The organism is Hominibacterium faecale, from assembly GCF_020734085.1.
GTDB classification, from domain to species: domain Bacteria; phylum Bacillota; class Clostridia; order Peptostreptococcales; family Anaerovoracaceae; genus Hominibacterium; species Hominibacterium faecale.
On record NZ_JAJAGH010000005.1, the window covers coordinates 481,831 to 498,788 of the forward strand.

The following is a 16,958-nucleotide window of genomic DNA, read 5'->3' on the forward strand; positions in this document are numbered from 1 at the left end:
TTTATTATAAATCGCTCCTGGGAAATAGGGAAGCAAAATATTTCGCCAGTTCTATCCTCTGGTCGCTTTTCCGCTGATCTTCTCGATATCCAGCCTAAGAACATGCAGCTTTTCGAACGCGGAATTGATATAGTCCTCACCCGCTTTTAAATGGTCCGGTGACAGTTTTTTTAAAATGGCTGTGATCCCCTTTCTCTTTTCCTTTTGATCTTCCACCACCTGAACGGTTCCAAAGACGATGACCGACCTGTACTGGGTATTGAATTTCTCAGGCATCAGCTTTACTGAGTCTGTAACCGTCAGACAGGCGCTGCTGTTGGCTGCCAAGTTTTCCAGTCTGTGCCCTGTAAGTGCGCAGTGAAAATAGATGGCGCCATCCTGATAGACAAAATTCATCGGTGTTCCGTATGGCGTCTGGTCGGTACTGATTGTTGAAAGCACGCCGTATTCCGCTTTTTCCAAGACCTCCATCGACTCCTCACGAGTCATAGCTTTTTCACTTCTTCTCATTTCTTTATCCATATTGATACCTCCTGTTTTTCTTGATTTCTTCTTGCCATGAGTATACAATGAAATTGGCTTTAACGTAAGCACCAATTTTCAAATTTTGACAGGATCCAATTACAAAAGGAACATTTATGTTATACATTGACCGCGACAGCGCATCGCCGCTCTACGAACAAATTTACGCCGCCTTTGTCCGTGAAATCCTTACAGGGGCCCTGGCCGCAGGAGACCGGCTTCCAGCTACCAGAAAACTGGCCGAAGAACTTTCCGTGGGAAGGAATACCGTGGATAAAGCCTATCAGCAGCTGGCCGCTGAGGGCTACATCGAATCCCGAATCGGCAGCGGATTTCTTGTGTGCAAAATCCCTCTCCAGCTGGATGCTGGAGCGCCGGCCCACAGCCGCAGTAGGGAGGAAGGGCCTTTATATAAGATGCCTGCCCGCTATGATTTTGCATACGGCTCTGTCGATAACTCCGTTTTTCCTCATGGGCAGTGGAGGAAAAGTGTGAATAATGCCTTGACCACAATGGAACTTAATCCGGCGATCCAATATCCCTGCCGCCAGGGAGAACCGGCTCTGCGCCTCGAAATTGCCCGCTATCTGCAGCGTTCCAGGGGAGTTGTCTGCGACCCGGACCAAATGGTCATAACCTGCGGTCAGCAGCATTCCATGGAAATGATCGCCAACATCTTTGAAAACACAGGGAAGCGGTTTGCTATGGAAGAACCGGGGTACGACGGCATTCGGGCGATTTTTGCCAACCATCGTTTTCAGCTCCAGCCGGTACCGGTGGAGTCTGACGGCATTTCCATGACAGCTGTGGAAAAACTAGACACCGACCTTTTATATGTTACACCCTCTCATCAGTTCCCTACTGGCGCCGTTCTACCTGTCGGAAAGCGAAGGCAGCTGCTGTCATGGGCCCAGGAAACCAATACTTATCTGATCGAGGACGACTATGACAGTGAGCTGCGCTATTATACCAACCCCATACCGGCCCTCCAATCGCTGGACATCCACGATAGGACTATTTATACCGGTACCTTTTCCAAGTCCCTGGCTCCGTCCATGCGCACCGCCTATATTGTCTTTCCCAAGTCCTTGATCCCGGCCTACAAGGCTTATTATCAGCGGTATAATGCCCAAGTATCGCCGCTGCATCAGCTGGCTCTGGCAGACTTCATATCAGGCGGCCATTACGAGCGCCACATCAACCGGCTGCGCACGGTCTATCGGAAAAAGCAGGCTGCACTGCTTTTTGCCCTGGAGGAAATCTTCGGAGATTCGGTCTCGGTCTGCGGAGGCGGCGCCGGCATCCACCTTTTGCTGGATATAAAAAGCCCCTTCTCTCAGGATCAGCTGATTGAAAGGGCTGAAAGCATTGGCATTCGTTTTTATTCCACACAGATTCTTTATATTGATCCGCAAAACTGTCCACGCTCCCAGCTGCTGCTGGGGTTTCCAACCATTCCAGTAGAGGCCTTTACGTCCATACTGACAGAGCTGAAAAAGGTGTGGGAAATTTAAAACAGAAACAGTTCAGGCTCTTTCCGATGGGTAAACTTAGACTCTAGCATGGCTTTTATCTTGAGAATCGGTTCTGCGTCGATAATCTTGGCCTCCTCAGGACAGCACTTTACACAGGCGCTGCACAGAATGCAGCCCGAATCAACCACCCGCGGGTTTTCTTTATGAATAACCTGCATCGGACATTTTTTTACGCAGATTCCGCAGTTTGAACAGGCGTCCGTAGTCTTAGGAACAAAAGGCAGGTCAGGCATCGGGTCTTTATATGGGCGATTTCCCTTGATTTTGATTTCCGCTGTGCTGCCCTGCTCCAGCTTTTCTGCAAATTGGCGGCCGAATGCTTGAGCCTTCAGGATATCCGTTTCATCGGGCCGCCCGGCAGCCACCTTCTTGGAATAGGAATGTTCACCGATGAATGCTCCTGCGCCGATGACCGAGAATCCGGCTTTTGTAAGAATGTCCTGTCCTTCTACTAAGGCATCCTCATAATCCCGATTTCCATAGACCGCGGCCAGTACTGCCGCATTACCACTGCCCTTTAACCTGCGCAGCGGCGCCTGCAGCACCTCGGGAACTCTTCCTGCATATACCGGATAGCCCAGTACCAGTAAAGCATCCTCCTCAAACTCGTGCTCCCCGTCTCTAATTTCTTTCTCAGTTAAGTTTATAGTTTCCATTTCACATCCGAATTGGGCACAGATCGCACTTGATATGGCTTCTGCAATCTTTCTGCTGGTACCTGTTGGGCTAAAATACATTGTGATTACCCGTTTCATTTTATTTTCCTTTCCTTCGCTTAATTTTACAGGAGTCCTCAAAGAAGAGCGGGATTTAATTCTGCAGTCAGCAAGCCCGGCGGCCGCTGATCTCCTGTCTCAGCTTCTTGTGCCCACTGGCTTTTAATCAGAATCCGCCGCAGCCTTGCGATTGCTCTTTGATGGCGGCTTTTCACTGAACTCTCAGTCTCTCCGATGATCTGCGCAATTTCTTTTAACTTGTAGCCTTCATAATAATGGAGTCTAAGAAGCGTTAATGATGCCCGGCTAAGCTGTCTTAAAGCCTGAACCAGCTCTTCATGGCGAAAGCGCTCACTTAGTTCAGGTATAAAGCGTTCATATGCAGCATCATCGAAGATATCCTGGTTCTTTTCATCCATGCCTTCGATGGAAATCTTTGATTTGCTGCTTGTTCGAATCTCTTCCCAATAATGATTGAGCGTGTTCCTGGTAATCGTCCAAAGCCAAGCTTCCATTTTTTCGGTATCCCGAAGCTGGGACAGATGCCGCAGCGCGTTCATAAAAACTTCATGCAGTAAGTCTTCCCGGTCTTGCGGGCTGACCCCGTATATGGCCAAAATCCGATTAATACGATTATATTTGCTGCATAGTAAAGTTTCTTTTTCTTTCTCGTCCATATTTGCCTCCCTTTTTTACTTGATTCATCTTTTCTTAAAGTATAACCAACTAGAGAAACAAATGCTACCTAATAATTACGAGCAGTACCTGGCGGCTAGTTATCCGTTCCCCGTTTCCGATACAGCAGTATCAGAATGATAGCCGCAATTACGATCCAGGCCAAGATCACCGCCGCGTTCATCAGAGACTCCCCGGATGCCAGCTTCCCCGTCTGCAGCCGAAAGACCAAATCCAGCGTCGGCTGGCAAGGGGTAAAGGCCGCGATCTTATCAACCGTGCTGTTGATACCGCTAAAAACCGTCGGCAGCACGAAGAGCAGCATGACCGGAACTTCATACACGCCCGCATTCATCTGATCTCTGGCCAGGATGCCTACCGAAGCTCCCAGCAGGATTAGTGGTATTCCCCCGATGACAGTTATCACGATGTAAAGGGGCAGCAGGCCGATTTCGACCCCGGAGATCAGGAAAATGAGCGTATTGCTGATGAGCATGATCAGGCTGGTTACCAGCATTTTAGAGGTAAACACTTCGACGCCGCTCACATTGGAGAGCATCAGTGTCCGCAGGGTGAACTTTTCTTTTTCTTCGGCAATCGTGGTCGCCGTCAGCATCACTGAAATCATGGCCAGATTCAGCCCCAGGATCATATTCATCAAATATAGCGCACCCACACCCATATCCGCCAGCATATACTTATAAACTACAGCGAAGATCACCGGAATGATACAGCTTACAAACACCGCCATATTCTTAAAAAAGTCTGTAAAGTCCTTTTTAAATAAAACGCCAATTTTTCTCATTGAAATATCCATTTAAAACTCCCTCCCTGTTAACTGCAAAAAGATTTCTTCCAGGTTTGGTTCATTGCTGTGGATGGTCACACAGTCCCCTGCCTGAATCAGTTCCGCAATCCGTTTTGCGCCGGCTTCGTCTTTTTTTACTGTGATGTACTGTCGGTCTCTTTTCATAACACGGATCTCATCCCTGGCGAATTCCAGCTTCAAGTCCCGGGGAGCACCGCAGGCGATCAGTTTTCCTTGGTTGATGATCCCCACCCGATGGCAGAGCTTATCGGCTTCTTCCATGTTGTGGGTTGTGAGGAATATTGTTGTGCCGGTCTTGTTGAGTTGCAAAAGCAGCCGGTGGATCTCCTGGCTGGTGGCCGGATCCAGGCCGCTGGTAGGTTCATCTAAAAACAAGAGCCTTGGACGGTGTAATACCGCTGAGGCCAAAATTGCTCTCTGCTTCATACCTCGTGAACATTTTTTAAATACTTGTTTCCTCTGCTCTTTGAGTCCGACCCGCTGCAGTATGTCCTCCACCTGGCCGCGGCCAATGCCTCTCAGACCAGCGAAAAAGTTCAGATTATCCTGGATGCTCATCCGCTCATAAAGATTGCTGGTATCGGATAAAATTCCGATCTGGTCATAATCGCTGCGGGTTACCTGATCGATGTCCTTTCCCAGCAGGGAAATACTGCCCGACTTTCGTTTCAGCTGCTTGGTCAGCAGCTTAATGGTCGTGGTCTTACCGGCCCCGCTTGGCCCCAGGAAGCCGAAAATCTCCTTTTCTTTGACACCGAAGGTCAGGTTTTCGATGGCAAAGCCCAAATCAAACTGCAGGCAAACCTTTTTTAGTTCAATTAAATATTCCATACTTGTTCCTCCTTCTATCTTCTGAACCCGATTATGGGGGAAGCTTCCTTTCTTTGCAATAGCGCAGTAACCAGGGGAGTCGAATCTGGGACCAGGGGAGCCATAAGGCGACCAATGGAGCCGCTTCTCACCAGTTATAGGTTTTCCGCATTTGGGCGACTCGGCCTTTGGCCAGCGGAACCTGGCTGTGCTGGGGGTTATTCAGGCGCAGACTGTAGCTATTCTTGGTCCACTTTTCAATTTCTTCTACTTTTTGTACATTGACGATATAGGACCTATGGCAGCGGAAAAAACCGAAATCTTTCAGCATCTCCTCCAGTTCATCCATGGTATATCCAACCTGATAACTGGAATCTCTGACGGACAAAAAATTGGCTTTATTAAGGCTTTCAATAAAATCAATATCCTTTGGCTCAAAGAGCAGGGTTTTGCTTCCGGATTTGGCTGCTATCTTCTTATGGACGGCTCCATCGGAGGAGGCAGTCTCTTCTTCATCGGGGACTTGGACGTACCGTCCTTCTTCCTGATAGAAGGCCATTCCCGGAAGCAGCAGCGCATGGCGCAGGGAAGAAGTGGTGGTAACGAATTTAACTTCTGCTTCCGCTTGTTTTCCCATCCATTCCAAAATAACCTTTTGACTGAGGCCGTCCAGGTCGGAAATGGGATTTTCTAAAAAACACAGCCGATTTTCTGCTAAACGAATCCTGGCAAAATTGACCCGCATGTGTTCGCTCACCGTACATTCCCGCAATTTTTTCCTTCGAATGTCCTCCAGCTGAAAATCCCGCATCGTTTCTTTGCAGCTCAAACGGCTTGCAGACAGCTTTTCGAAAAATTTCAGATATTCTCCCACCGTTTGGCGGTCATACCCCCTGTCTGTCCGCATAATATAGGATACGCCTCGCCTGCCGTAGAGCCGCAGAAACGTTTTGAAGATTTCTTTTTCCTCATCCTGACTGCATTCAATGTGGATTCCCTGAAAGATTGTTAGACTTTGTAATAAATCTTCAATATTGGTGTATTCCCTTGGCATTTTCCCAATCCTCCTTACATGTTCGCCTTATTGTATCACAAATTGGCGCTGCCAAAAACCTGGACGCATGCAAAACGGCTGCCGTTTTATGCAGCCGTCTTACCGGTACCGTAAGTCTCACTATTCTGGCCCAGGGGGTAGTGTTATAAAGTCGGGAGGCCGGACCTCGGAGCCCATCTTCCGTATCCCGGAAAAGGTTTCACCTTTTTTTAACGCAAAATCGTGGGTTTGCTGGGCCTGATCGTGGCAGCAAGTGGAAAGTCCATTCTGAAAAAAGATTTATCTGACAATCGACTTCGAGCGGCGGCTTGAGATCGCCCCAGGACGCCTCAGTGTTTTTCAGGCTGCCGCACTCAATGGAAAAAATACTACGCCTCGTGTCTACAGTAAAAGCGAATGGTTAGAATGATAAACAGCGGCAGCTGGATCGCAGCTGCGATCAGGATTACGTAAGGCGACCAGAACCCGGTGTCTCCCGCTGGCAAGAAATTCGTTCCCAGCAGCTCGAATAAGAAGCTGTGGGTCAGTCCGGCCCCGCCCGCGGGCATAAGGCAGCAGATCCATTGGATGATGCTGCCGCTGCCGATCGCTGAAACCAGTGACGGCAGAAAACAGAATACCAGCGCCAGAATCATGGAAACCATGGCGGTTTTGGTTTTGGACGAGATCATGAGAATGAAGCTGATCATCGCAAGGAAGATGAGCAGACCGGCTCCTGCCGTGAGTTTTTGCACGCCTCCTGCCGTCAGCGGAGCGATGACCGTCACATTGTAAGTAAACTGGATGGAGGCTTTCAGGCTGTCCCAACCAAAGGCCGTATTGACGATCAGCAGGTAGATGGTCATACAGATGATAAAGCAGAGCCCGGAAAGAAGGAAAGCGGAAAGAACTTTCGCTCCGGCCAGCCTCACCCTTCCATTCTTGGTGCAGCGGAGGATATCATCTGCTCCGGTCTGGTAATCCGATGAAAATACCGGAGCTGTCAAAATGCCGCAAAGGAGCATCAGCACGATCAGCAGCATCAGCACATAATCGGCGCTGTCACTGGTGGCATAACCGTAAAGAAAGGTAAAGGGCTTTTCGATTTGATCGTTGAGGGCAAGCGCCTTATCCTGGATCAGAGGGCTCTTGGGATATTTGGAGGCAATCGAGTCTGCCACGACCCCATCCCGTACCTGGTAAAAATTCCGGGCGTCTTTATCATCGATCTGGCTCAGCGATCTGGGCATTCCTTCTTTATCAAAATATACCTGCCGCAAGGATCCTAAAATCCGTTTAGCAGGATAACGCTCTTTCTCCTGGCTATCCGCCGGAATACCTTCCTCGTATGTCTTTTCAGCTTCCCGGTTAACACGGAATACATGCTCAATCTTTTCTGGGGTCAAGGGTCCTTCATAAGGTTCCATCATTTCCTTGTTTTTTTCAATGGCTTTAAATCCGGTGAGCGTTACTTCCTTCCCCTGTGCATCCTGGTAAGTATAATTTGCATAGTGAATCACAGCCAGGGCCATGACTACTGAAAGGATCAGAGCCAGGGATAGAAGAATCTTGGGCATCCTGCTCTTGAGCACCTTTTTCATTTCCAATCTGATTAAACGAATCATTATGCACCCTCCTTTTCCGAAAACAGAAAGAGATACAAATCTTCCAGCCTCGGGGAAACGGACTGGGAGCCCGCAACCGCAGGAATATCCGACAAATAGCGGACGCGGACCCGCCCCGTATCCTCGTTGCGCACGTTGATGATATTGAGGCTGATTTCATAGCGGGGTAGATGTTCCGGCTCCAGGCTGGCTTCCCACACTTTTCCTTTCACCAGCTTTACCAATTCCTCTGTGGTGCCGATGTCGATAATTTTTCCATTCTTCATCAGCGCGTTGCAGGTGGCGATGTATTCCACATCGGGCACGATGTGGGTTGAGATCACCACGATCCGGTCCTTTGCGAACTCGGACAGCAGATTGCGAAACCGGATCCGCTCTCCAGGGTCCAGACCGCTGGTGGGTTCATCTAAAATCAGCACTTCGGGTTCGTTGAGCAGTGCCTGGGCGATTCCCACCCTGCGCTGCATACCTCCAGAAAGCTTTCGAATCTGTTTATTTCGAATCTCTCGTAGGGTAAGTTTATCCATCAGCTCATCGATCTTACGAGCGGTATCTTTCTTTGACAGCCCCTTCAGCGCCGCCATATATTCCAGGTAATCCTTTACTCGAAATTCCGGGTAAAATCCGAAATTCTGAGGCAGGTAGCCGAAGATGTCCCGGTAGGCTCCGCCCAAATCTTTGATTTTAACCCCGTCATAAAGAATTTCTCCCTCAGTCGGAGTCAGAATCCCTGCGATCATTCGCATCAGCGTCGTTTTGCCGGCGCCATTGGCTCCCAGAAGCCCCCAGACTCCCGGTGTAATTTCAAGGGTGACGCCGTTAACAGCCGTCTTATCTTTATACGTTTTCTTTAAATTTCTGATTTCTAGTTTCATGATCGTCTCCTATTCGTTTACACGGATACGCCGTCCATGTGGGAAGGTTTTTTTATCAGGGCTCGTATCTGTATCGAAAGCCCTGCGATGATAACAATACACATGATGTTCCAAAGCATTGCCGCATCCGGCCCAAAAGCCCGGGGCGCCAGCTGGTGGAGCCCAAAGAGCGAGGCGATTATGAGGATGCTGAAGGCGCCGCAATAGAGAGGAAGAAATTTGTCGCAGGCCCTTCGAACCAGCAGCATAACTCCCATCCAAACGATGAAAAAGGGCAGCAGCATGTAGGAAGCTGTATTCAAAGGCATGGATAATTTTAAATGGGCCAAAGTAAAAAAGGCTGCCAGCATGATTAAATTGCCGGCCCCGGTAATAGCCAGCCGTGCGCAGAGAAGCCCGGAAAAAGACACCCTGGAGGCGGTTTCCATCTCATACATGCCCCATCTGGCTGACCGGCAGATATAAGGAATTCCTGTCATCGCTGTGACTGCGGACACCAGGCTGAAGGCAAACCCCAGAGAGCTGTAACTGCCCGAACCAGTCTTAAGCTGCAGATCCAGCACCAGGCAGAGCGCGATCAGCACTCCGGCCTGAAGCATCCAAACTCTGCCGGCGGTGAACCGGACCTGCCTCAGCAGGAAGGTTCCGAATCCGATCCGGCGGCGCTGTTTTTTCTGTGTGTAAACATCATGGGCCGCAGCGCAGGTCTCCTTCAAGGCTTGTTCTGACCAGTCTCCCCGGCCATAATTCATTAGTTCTTGTCTGATTTTTTTATTTAGATTCATCTTCGATCCCCCTTTTTTGGATCTCCATTTTTATTTTTTTCAGTGCGCTGCGCAGTCTGGATTGTACTGTGCGCAGAGGAAGCCCTGTTATCTCGGCGCACTCGCGAATCGTAAGGTCTTGTCCGAACCTGAGAACGACCAAGTCCTGCTGATCCTTTGGCAGCCGGCGGACCAGCTGAAGAAAATCCGCATTATGTTCCGCGTCTTCATATCCCGGTTCGCAGGCAGGCAGCTCTTCTGGCAGCTGGTCCATGGGAGGCCGTTTGCTCAGATCAATGCAAACGTTGACAGCGATCTTGTACAGATAGGCGCGGATTTTTCTGCCATAGCTTTTGCGGTCATAGTAGCGGACAAATTTAAGAAAGGTCTCCTGAGCCGCATCTTCAGCCGTCTGACGGCTGTCTGTATGCCACAAGCAATAACGGAAAATATCTCCGTAATAGTGAGTGATCAGCTGATCCAGACGCGTTAAATCGTCCTCTTCAATTTTTTTAAGCAGACTAGCCTCTCTGGTCACAACGGCTTCCTCCTGAAATCCTATCCTTTTTGTGCATGCACGCGCCATATGGCATGACAGATGCGGCCTCACCGCAGAGACTTTTTCACATCCATCATATTATATAACCTTTTCTCCCTTCAAAAATGATTAAATTCTGCAAAATTTTTTTCATATGAGCGTGGAAAAAAGACAAACAGTTTCCTTATCCACAGCATCTTTTCTGTTATTCACATTTTTATCCCATTGGTTTTGTGGATAAGTATATGCCTTTAACTTCTTAAATTTCAACGTTTCTATGTATTACTTCTTTTTTCTATCCACAGATTTTCCGTATCGCAAATGAACGTTGTTTCAAACATCTTAATAAAGGGCTGTTCAAATTGTTAATATCCGCATCAACTTTCAAAGTTCTGCCTTTTCAGGTCATAAACAGACAGTTTTTGAACAGATTTTTGTTTTTTATCCCAAGGATAGATGTGGATAAATCATCCTCCTTATATATTGAAATTACAATGTTTTTGAGAATCTTGATTTTATTTTATCCACATAATTTCAACCTTTTTCCCAATGAAAGAGGCTGAACAAGAAAACGTTTCATGCTCAGCCCCTTTTGCCATCTGTGCGCCTGTTTCTCCGCACAAAATTTTTATAAGACCGCGGCTCTTTTCTTATTGGAACGCCGGCGGTTTTCCTGCAATTCCGTCCAGAGTCGTATTTTTCGGAGAAGGCTCCGACATGCTAAAGTACATTTTAGCCGCCTGAGTGGTTCCGAAGTCTCTGTTGGAACCGGTATCCTGCACTTTGTTAAAGGCTTCTCTGAACATGGCGTTGTGAGCCTCTTCCCGATTGAGCAGGAAGTCGATGGTTTCCTTCACCTTTTTGTCGTCGATCTGGCGATACAGATATTCATACACCACCTTGGCCCGCTGCTCAGATGCGATGTTGGAGAGCAGGTCAGCGCAAAGATCGCCGGTTACAGACACATAATCTGCGGTCCACGAATAGCCGGAAGCGTTAATGAGCCCCGGATTTAATCCCAGCAGCACGTGGGTCTGGATTTCCCCGGCATCGGTCTTGGTGAAATCCACATCATGTCCATTGAGAAGATTGATGGTTTGGGCGACCATTTCCATATGGCCCAATTCTTCAGCCGCAATGTCCATAAACAGATCTTTAATCTCCGGATCTTTGATACGGAAACTCTGGGACATATACTGCAGCGCCGCTTTCAATTCGCCGTTTGCTCCGCCCAGCTGCTCTTGCAGAAGCGCCGCATACTGCGGGTTTGGCCGTTCGACTGCCACTGGATGAAACAATGGTTTTTCATGTTTAAACATAAGATTACCTCCATTTTTTTATTCATTTTTAGCTTTCCCTAAAAAAAAGAAAAAACTCCGGCCTGGTGTATTTACAAATTTTTTATGCGGTTTGTCCGCTTTTTTTGTTACAATAAAGAAATCGCGCTATATCTTTGTACAGGAGGTGAGATATACGTGGAACGTTTTAATGTATTGTGTGATGAAAATTATAAACGAATTTACCGCTACATCTATGTAATGACAAATAACCAAACCTTAACTGAAGATCTCGTGCAGGACGTTTTTTTGGCGGCTTATGAAAAAGGAGACCTGTTTTTGTCCCATGAAAAACCGGCGGCCTTTCTCTACAAAACAGCAAAATTTTTGACCTGTTCTGCGCTGCGCAAAATTCAAGCTCGCGGAGAGGAGTCGCTAAGCGAAGGGATCCCTTCTTTGGATAAAGAGCCGGCAGAAATCCTGGCCTTGGAAGAAGACAGGCAGATCGATGAGATGGATCATGTTCCGGAAGTGTTAGGAAAGCTCAGCTTGGAACAAAAAGAGCTTTACAATCGCTACTATTTAAACCATGAACCAATGAAGGACATCGCCGCGTCTCTGGGATTAAAGGAACCGGCTCTGCGCATGCGTTACGTCCGTCTTAGAAAAGAGATCCGCAAAATTATTTCCGAAATTGATTTTCAAGAGTGTAAGGGAGGCTGTTATGAAAGAAAATATGAAAAGAAAACTGAATCAAGCTATTGATGACGGCGACATCGCTCTGGCCGATCAGCTGGCAGCGGATTTGGTCTCCATTGAGATACCCGATATGCCCCAGGACTTTGTCGGCAGAATCCAATCTTTATCCAAACATAAAAAAAATGAAAATGCTGCCTTACGAAAAAAGAAAAACCGCAGACGGCCTGTGGTTCTGGCAGCCGCTCTGGCAGCGCTGCTGGCCTTTGCCACCGTTGCATACGCGGCGGGATTGCTCTTTCCTGCTGTGGGATTTAACGATGGCACCGCCAATTCGGTCAACGCAGCGCTTGATTCCAATGAATACAAGGCCGCCAGCGACTATGCGTCTTATCTTAATCAAAACTACAAGACGCTGGAGAAGTCGGTATACGATCCGGTGGATTATCCCATCTACGCTGATGCAGATAAGGTGAAGGAACTATCCACAAAATATCATCTAAAGTATGCTTCCCGCAGGACGGATATCACGTCTTTGGACCAAGTAAAAGAGGCAATGAAGAAGAACCATATTCCTGATTTTCTAGGAACTTCCTTAGCAGGAGCGTTGCCTGATCCGACTCTTTTTGATAAAGAAACCGCTTTTATTTTTGACGACGGCAATTTCTTTGTTTCCTATGTTCTTCCAAGCAAAGATCAGACTTTAGGCAACACTCCGGTGTCCATTTCTTATACGCCTAAAGGATCCTTTCCCTGGAACGGATTCTGCCTGGCCCCCGGTGAAGGCACCGATCTGTTGAAGCAGGATCAGGCCTTTACTCATACGACTAAATCCGGTCAAGATTTTATCTGTGTTCCCAAAAAGGCGAATAATGACAGCAGTAAGATCATCGGCTACACTTGCTTTGCCGATACCGGCGGCGGCTATGTTACGGTTTCCATTGACCGGCTCACTTCAGAGGCTGATGAAAAAGAGTATCAGCGCTTGTGCAGTGCTATTGATGAAAAATTTGAGAAAACATCCCAAAGTGAGCTGGGTATTGATCTGGATGAGCTGCAAACCCGGGTCGTGACCCAGTGGACCGAGGCGGCATGGGATCATGATTATAAGGCTATGGAAAAAAGTTGTCTTGCTACCACCGACCCCAAAGAAGCGGATCGCCTATCTGCTCAGCTGGAAGCCAAGTACAGCACAGCTACGGAAGCGGAAAAAAAATTGTATCAGGCGTGGCAGGATAGCCTTAAACAATGTTGTGACGATTTCGATTGGGATTCGCCGGTGAGTGAGAAGGATTTGTCGGATATCCTTGGGAAGCTGAATTTGTAGTTTTTAGATGTTCGTGATTGAAGGGCGGCTGGAAAGATTCCAGCTGCCTAATTGCTATGATCGTGCCGGTTGTATCGCGGCTTAGCTGCCTTCCAAAAAAGTATTTTGAGCCGTTTCTATTCGAAATGCCCTGTTTTGGAGGCAATGTCCATATAGATTTGGCCTTTCGCGGCGTTTTAAGAGAAATATTTGTGGGAAACTAGTCTGGCGGCGCGGAGTTAGTGCAAACTTTTGCGCATTTATTAGAGGGGCTACCGCAAACTAGTTTCTGTCAGGAGTTTTGTAAAGAAGGATTTCCCCTTTTTATATGGACCTTGCTGCCTATTTGGGCCATTTCGAATAGAAACTGAGAAAAAAACTGAAATCGAGCTGTCATTTTGACTCCTGCATCACTGACGCAACTGCAATCACGACACCAGGCGCCTTCAAGCTCTGCGGCCGCTGCCAGCCGGCCGCCTTTTCAACCTCTAAATGTACTACGTCTCCCCATCCGGCCGTTATTCGAAAAATCCCCGGATATAGTCAGTGTCCACAGAAGAGCGCAGTTTATAGTATGACGTCTGGTTTGTGTCGCTATTTTCCACACTGAGAAACGTTTCATTTAACGATAAATAAAGCATACCTTCTTCCGCTGCGACCTCCCAGTCCACCACCGGTCCTCCTTCATAAGACCAGCGGCCGCTGCTGAAAAGTTTATCTGCCTCCAGCCCCTTTATATAGGCAAGCAGCTCTTCACTGCAAGCATGCAGCGTATGCCCCTGGTCTTCTTCATCCTTCAGATTATCGTAATAAGAAAGAGCATAAACGTCTTCAGCGGCAGTGCCGGACAGAAGCAGGTCTCCAACCGTTCCCCGCTCGCTGGCCATGGCAATGCTGCCATAACTCATGCAGCATATAAGCATCATAACCACTAAAAGAAGGATACCCGCCCGGCGCCGGCGGCGCTGCATGACGCATTTCAGCCGATATCGCAGAGAACCAGCCGCGGCCGATAAGCAGGTGGTAAAGCCCCTGGAACTCCCGGCAGTATGCAAAAGCAGCTGGGCGTATCGCCGCCGCTCCTGGTCCCCGGCATCTTCCAAAACGATCTCATCGCAGGAAAGCTCCAGATCATCGCTGGCTTTGCGAATGGCGATCCATACCAGCGGGTTGAACCAGCACATGGCCCTGCAAAAGCTCAAAAAAACTTTGGTATCCACGTCCCGCCGCTGGATGTGATGGAGTTCGTGGCGAAAAATGAGCCGCAGTTCATCCATCGTATAAAAGCGCTCCGGCAAAAGGGTTACCTGGCTTTTCGCAAACATGCCCATGGACAAAGGCGTGGTAATATCCGCGCTGGTCATAAGGCGCACTGACTTGCTGTAGCGAATGGCTCTTTTCTCCTCTTCCCACAGCTGCAGGATCCTTTTATCCTCAATCGGCCAGGCTCCTTTGAGCAGCTTGCGGCGGAAAACCAGGCCGAAAAGGATTTCTCCAGTAAATATGGCAGCAGCAAAAGTCATCCAAATATAGCCGAATACCTGCAGAACATTTCCCGGGATATAGAAGGTAAACAGCGGCACAAAGGCGCTGTCCGCCAATGTGACCGGCTGGTAAAAGAGCAGCACCGGCAGCAGCCATAGGGTCGCACAGGCTCTGGCGCTGAAATATCTGCGCAGTACCGGCAGCAGGATCATTAGAAAGAAAAAATACACACTCATACTGATAAAAATGTCCACCGCCAGCCGCATAAATTGTTTGATCTCTCCCACTCCGCCAAGTATAAAATCGGCCAGGAAGATAATCACAACAATCATAGGAAAGATCAGGGGCGTTATCCATACGACGGCTTCATCCGTGTCCCCGATCAGCTTTTGCGTTTGTCCATGTTCGATTCTCCATGAGCGGCGAAATCCGTAGGCAAGCATAGAGGCCAGAAAAACGGACCAGAAAATTCGAAGTCCCATCATCGTCATAATTCGCCCCTTTCCAGAAGATCATGAAGCTTTTTCAGTTCTTCCTTGCTGATTCCGCTGTCGCACAGGGCAGTGGCCAGTGTGGTCAGGGAGCCGCCGTAAAGCCGGTCCAAAAGGTTGCGGCTCTCCGAGGCCAGGTATTCCCGCTCCGTGATCAGTGGTATGTAATAATTGGTACGGCCCTTTTTTTCAATGGCGAGGAAGTTCTTGTCGCACAGGCGGGTCAAAAGCGTAAGAATGGTGGTCGGCGCCAGCTGGTGCGATTCCTTCAGCTCGCTTTCAACGACCGCCCTTGAGACCGGAGGCGTGCTGCGCCAAACGATCTGCATGATCTCCAGCTCACTTTCCGGCAGTCTTTTCATATCACCCATTGTTATCCCTCCCTTCTGCAGGCATTAAAAAACATCTTCTACATCTGTAGTAATATATACTACGTTTGTAGAAGATGTCAAGGACCACACCATTTTTTCCTATACACGCGCCAATTTTAAAAGTTTATTTTGCTGGCAGATACTTTAATCGTTCTTCCCCAAGTTTCGTAAGTGCATACTCAATTAACCCTTCGCCTTCACCAATTCAATCGCTTCTTTGCCGGTCAAGTGTTCAATATCGATCTCAACCATGCGCACCTGCTCAAATTGACTGTCTATTTCCTGCTTGCGGCCCTCTTCAAACTCCGGTGAATATTTCTCTGCCAAAAGCTCTATGGCCGCCCGTTTTTCCCCTTCGTCTTCCAGCACCCTTGCCTTTCCAAAGGCGATTGCGCTCCGAAAATAAGTGGTGTATTTTTCGGGAACGATCTGGTCCTGGTCGATGACGCAAAAAGACACTTTATGGTTCCTTGCAATGGCATCCATCTTATGGCCTTCCGCTGCACAGTGGAAAAAGATCTTTGAGTCTGCATACACATAGCTGAGGGGAACTGCGTATGGATATTCATCATCCCCTGCCGCGGCCAGCACGCCAGAAGTGCCTCTCTCCAAAATCGCCGCGCTTTCTCCAAACGATAACTCCTGATTCTTGCGTCTCATAGGTCGAAACATATGGATCACCTCTTTCTTATGTTTTGAATTATTATATCTCATTTAGCCCGGCAGGTACAAAAAGAAAATAATATCCAAATTAATTATTTTAGGCAATTCATAATCACACTTATCATCATTTCTTTTTCTTCCGGATTTGACTCCATTATGATTGTGAGCGCCACAAGCGTATGGTCATCAATCTGTTTTTCACCTTCATGAAACAACGCATTATTCTTATCCATGAAGTAAAGAAATATGGTTGCTGCTATTCGTTTATTTCCGTCTGAAAAGCTATGGTTCTTTGTGACAAAGTACAATAAATTCGCAGCTTTCTCTTCTAACTAGTGGGATATAAATCTTCCCCACCCGAAATTCTACTCCTCTTTTAGATTTTACGCGATATCCTACGGAAATGATGGCATCAAGATTATAGTGTTCTGTCATATAGGTTTTTCCATCTGAAGCAGTTGTCGCAAATTTTGCGACAACTGAGTTTTCCTCTGAAAGTTCTTCTCGCAAAGCATTATTAATATGTTTTCCTATTGTTTTAATATCCCGACCAAATAGTTCTGCCATTTGAGTTCTATTAATCCAAGTTGTTTCATTTGCTATCGTGAGAGGCTAAATTTGGACAAGCATTTTGCCAGACTTCAAGATTATTCATCAAGGTCATTCATCGTGCAAAAACTTTTAAAGCCTTGCTGCCTCAATATCCCAGCCTCCCCGGCCCGATGCTGGGCGCCTTTCCAAAAAACC

Annotated in this window: 19 protein-coding genes; 3 read left to right on the forward strand and 16 right to left on the reverse strand. The window is 47.9% G+C overall.

Annotated elements, in window-relative coordinates; genetic code table 11:
* Window positions 1-51 precede the first annotated feature (51 nt).
* Entirely contained in the window at window positions 52-522 is a 471-nt protein-coding gene (locus tag LG211_RS07415) for a pyridoxamine 5'-phosphate oxidase family protein (protein WP_269477261.1), read from the reverse strand.
* Between the two features lie 116 nt (window positions 523-638).
* On the opposite strand from LG211_RS07415, the gene pdxR reads away from it, so the two are divergent.
* The gene (gene pdxR, locus LG211_RS07420) at window positions 639-2,036 is read left to right on the forward strand and encodes a MocR-like pyridoxine biosynthesis transcription factor PdxR (protein ID WP_253020620.1); all 1,398 of its coding nucleotides are present in this window, start codon (window positions 639-641) and stop codon (window positions 2,034-2,036) included.
* Here the strand turns inward: pdxR and LG211_RS07425 are convergent.
* The 10 genes from LG211_RS07425 to LG211_RS07470 form a co-directional block, all read right to left on the reverse strand.
* Entirely contained in the window at window positions 2,033-2,812 is a 780-nt protein-coding gene (locus LG211_RS07425; RefSeq protein ID WP_253020621.1) for an EFR1 family ferrodoxin, read from the reverse strand. The two genes, pdxR and LG211_RS07425, sit on opposite strands and share 4 nt — an antisense overlap.
* A 38-nt stretch (window positions 2,813-2,850) precedes the next feature.
* Window positions 2,851-3,450 carry an RNA polymerase sigma factor gene (locus LG211_RS07430; protein ID WP_253020622.1) on the reverse strand — a complete coding sequence of 200 codons (600 nt, stop codon included), beginning with the start codon at window positions 3,448-3,450 and terminating at the stop codon, window positions 2,851-2,853.
* A 95-nt stretch (window positions 3,451-3,545) separates the two neighbouring features.
* Window positions 3,546-4,265, reverse strand: a complete 720-nt coding sequence (locus LG211_RS07435) for an ABC transporter permease (RefSeq protein WP_148398266.1) — start codon at window positions 4,263-4,265, stop codon at window positions 3,546-3,548.
* Window positions 4,266-5,108, reverse strand: coding sequence for an ABC transporter ATP-binding protein (locus LG211_RS07440; protein ID WP_148398264.1), 843 nt, complete (start codon window positions 5,106-5,108; stop codon window positions 4,266-4,268). It abuts the gene before it with no gap.
* A gap of 127 nt (window positions 5,109-5,235) precedes the next feature.
* A complete protein-coding gene (locus LG211_RS07445; protein WP_269477262.1) occupies window positions 5,236-6,141 on the reverse strand; it encodes a LytR/AlgR family response regulator transcription factor in 906 nt (301 codons plus the stop codon).
* Between the two features lie 368 nt (window positions 6,142-6,509).
* Entirely contained in the window at window positions 6,510-7,745 is a 1,236-nt protein-coding gene (locus LG211_RS07450; RefSeq protein ID WP_269477263.1) for an ABC transporter permease subunit, read from the reverse strand.
* On the reverse strand, window positions 7,745-8,620 hold the full coding sequence (locus LG211_RS07455; protein ID WP_148398259.1) for an ABC transporter ATP-binding protein: 876 nt from the start codon (window positions 8,618-8,620) through the stop codon (window positions 7,745-7,747). The genes LG211_RS07450 and LG211_RS07455 overlap by 1 nt, the downstream gene beginning before the upstream one ends.
* A 17-nt stretch (window positions 8,621-8,637) precedes the next feature.
* The gene (locus LG211_RS07460) at window positions 8,638-9,405 is read right to left on the reverse strand and encodes a hypothetical protein (RefSeq protein ID WP_269477264.1); all 768 of its coding nucleotides are present in this window, start codon (window positions 9,403-9,405) and stop codon (window positions 8,638-8,640) included.
* Window positions 9,392-9,922: a sigma-70 family RNA polymerase sigma factor gene (locus LG211_RS07465; protein WP_148398255.1), complete on the reverse strand. Its 531-nt coding sequence runs from the start codon at window positions 9,920-9,922 to the stop codon at window positions 9,392-9,394. Before LG211_RS07465 ends, LG211_RS07460 begins: the two co-directional genes overlap by 14 nt.
* A gap of 650 nt (window positions 9,923-10,572) precedes the next feature.
* On the reverse strand, window positions 10,573-11,241 hold the full coding sequence (locus LG211_RS07470; protein ID WP_148398253.1) for a manganese catalase family protein: 669 nt from the start codon (window positions 11,239-11,241) through the stop codon (window positions 10,573-10,575).
* Between the two features lie 156 nt (window positions 11,242-11,397).
* On the opposite strand from LG211_RS07470, the gene LG211_RS07475 reads away from it, so the two are divergent.
* Window positions 11,398-11,964 carry an RNA polymerase sigma factor gene (locus LG211_RS07475; protein ID WP_253020627.1) on the forward strand — a complete coding sequence of 189 codons (567 nt, stop codon included), beginning with the start codon at window positions 11,398-11,400 and terminating at the stop codon, window positions 11,962-11,964.
* On the forward strand, window positions 11,924-13,222 hold the full coding sequence (locus LG211_RS07480; RefSeq protein WP_269477265.1) for a hypothetical protein: 1,299 nt from the start codon (window positions 11,924-11,926) through the stop codon (window positions 13,220-13,222). The genes LG211_RS07475 and LG211_RS07480 overlap by 41 nt, the downstream gene beginning before the upstream one ends.
* A gap of 497 nt (window positions 13,223-13,719) precedes the next feature.
* Here the strand turns inward: LG211_RS07480 and LG211_RS07485 are convergent, their stop codons facing one another.
* The 5 genes from LG211_RS07485 to rhuM form a co-directional block, all read right to left on the reverse strand.
* Entirely contained in the window at window positions 13,720-15,177 is a 1,458-nt protein-coding gene (locus LG211_RS07485; RefSeq protein ID WP_269477266.1) for a M56 family metallopeptidase, read from the reverse strand.
* Complete coding sequence (locus tag LG211_RS07490) at window positions 15,174-15,548, reverse strand: BlaI/MecI/CopY family transcriptional regulator (protein WP_269477267.1); 375 nt, start codon at window positions 15,546-15,548, stop codon at window positions 15,174-15,176. The genes LG211_RS07485 and LG211_RS07490 overlap by 4 nt, the downstream gene beginning before the upstream one ends.
* A gap of 183 nt (window positions 15,549-15,731) precedes the next feature.
* Entirely contained in the window at window positions 15,732-16,220 is a 489-nt protein-coding gene (locus tag LG211_RS07495; RefSeq protein ID WP_148398244.1) for a pyridoxamine 5'-phosphate oxidase family protein, read from the reverse strand.
* Window positions 16,221-16,303: 83 nt separating this feature from the next.
* Window positions 16,304-16,519, reverse strand: a complete 216-nt coding sequence (locus tag LG211_RS20035) for a Fic family protein (protein ID WP_336246040.1) — start codon at window positions 16,517-16,519, stop codon at window positions 16,304-16,306.
* Window positions 16,494-16,778 (reverse strand): RhuM family protein, encoded by a 285-nt coding sequence (gene rhuM, locus LG211_RS20040; protein WP_336246041.1) that lies wholly within the window; start codon window positions 16,776-16,778, stop codon window positions 16,494-16,496. Before rhuM ends, LG211_RS20035 begins: the two co-directional genes overlap by 26 nt.
* Between the last annotated feature and the right edge of the window lie 180 nt (window positions 16,779-16,958).

Coding starts and splice junctions, on each gene's coding strand:
- LG211_RS07425 (WP_253020621.1), bottom strand. CDS start 2,812: ATGAAACGGGTAATCACAATGTATTTTAGCCCAACAGGTACCAGCAGA.
- pdxR (WP_253020620.1), top strand. CDS start 639: ATGTTATACATTGACCGCGACAGCGCATCGCCGCTCTACGAACAAATT.
- LG211_RS07455 (WP_148398259.1), bottom strand. CDS start 8,620: ATGAAACTAGAAATCAGAAATTTAAAGAAAACGTATAAAGATAAGACG.
- LG211_RS07495 (WP_148398244.1), bottom strand. CDS start 16,220: ATGTTTCGACCTATGAGACGCAAGAATCAGGAGTTATCGTTTGGAGAA.
- LG211_RS07445 (WP_269477262.1), bottom strand. CDS start 6,141: ATGCCAAGGGAATACACCAATATTGAAGATTTATTACAAAGTCTAACA.
- LG211_RS07470 (WP_148398253.1), bottom strand. CDS start 11,241: ATGTTTAAACATGAAAAACCATTGTTTCATCCAGTGGCAGTCGAACGG.
- LG211_RS07415 (WP_269477261.1), bottom strand. CDS start 522: ATGGATAAAGAAATGAGAAGAAGTGAAAAAGCTATGACTCGTGAGGAG.
- rhuM (WP_336246041.1), bottom strand. CDS start 16,778: ATGGCAGAACTATTTGGTCGGGATATTAAAACAATAGGAAAACATATT.
- LG211_RS07485 (WP_269477266.1), bottom strand. CDS start 15,177: ATGACGATGATGGGACTTCGAATTTTCTGGTCCGTTTTTCTGGCCTCT.
- LG211_RS07460 (WP_269477264.1), bottom strand. CDS start 9,405: ATGAATCTAAATAAAAAAATCAGACAAGAACTAATGAATTATGGCCGG.
- LG211_RS07440 (WP_148398264.1), bottom strand. CDS start 5,108: ATGGAATATTTAATTGAACTAAAAAAGGTTTGCCTGCAGTTTGATTTG.
- LG211_RS07450 (WP_269477263.1), bottom strand. CDS start 7,745: ATGATTCGTTTAATCAGATTGGAAATGAAAAAGGTGCTCAAGAGCAGG.
- LG211_RS07490 (WP_269477267.1), bottom strand. CDS start 15,548: ATGGGTGATATGAAAAGACTGCCGGAAAGTGAGCTGGAGATCATGCAG.
- LG211_RS07430 (WP_253020622.1), bottom strand. CDS start 3,450: ATGGACGAGAAAGAAAAAGAAACTTTACTATGCAGCAAATATAATCGT.
- LG211_RS07480 (WP_269477265.1), top strand. CDS start 11,924: ATGAAAGAAAATATGAAAAGAAAACTGAATCAAGCTATTGATGACGGC.
- LG211_RS07435 (WP_148398266.1), bottom strand. CDS start 4,265: ATGGATATTTCAATGAGAAAAATTGGCGTTTTATTTAAAAAGGACTTT.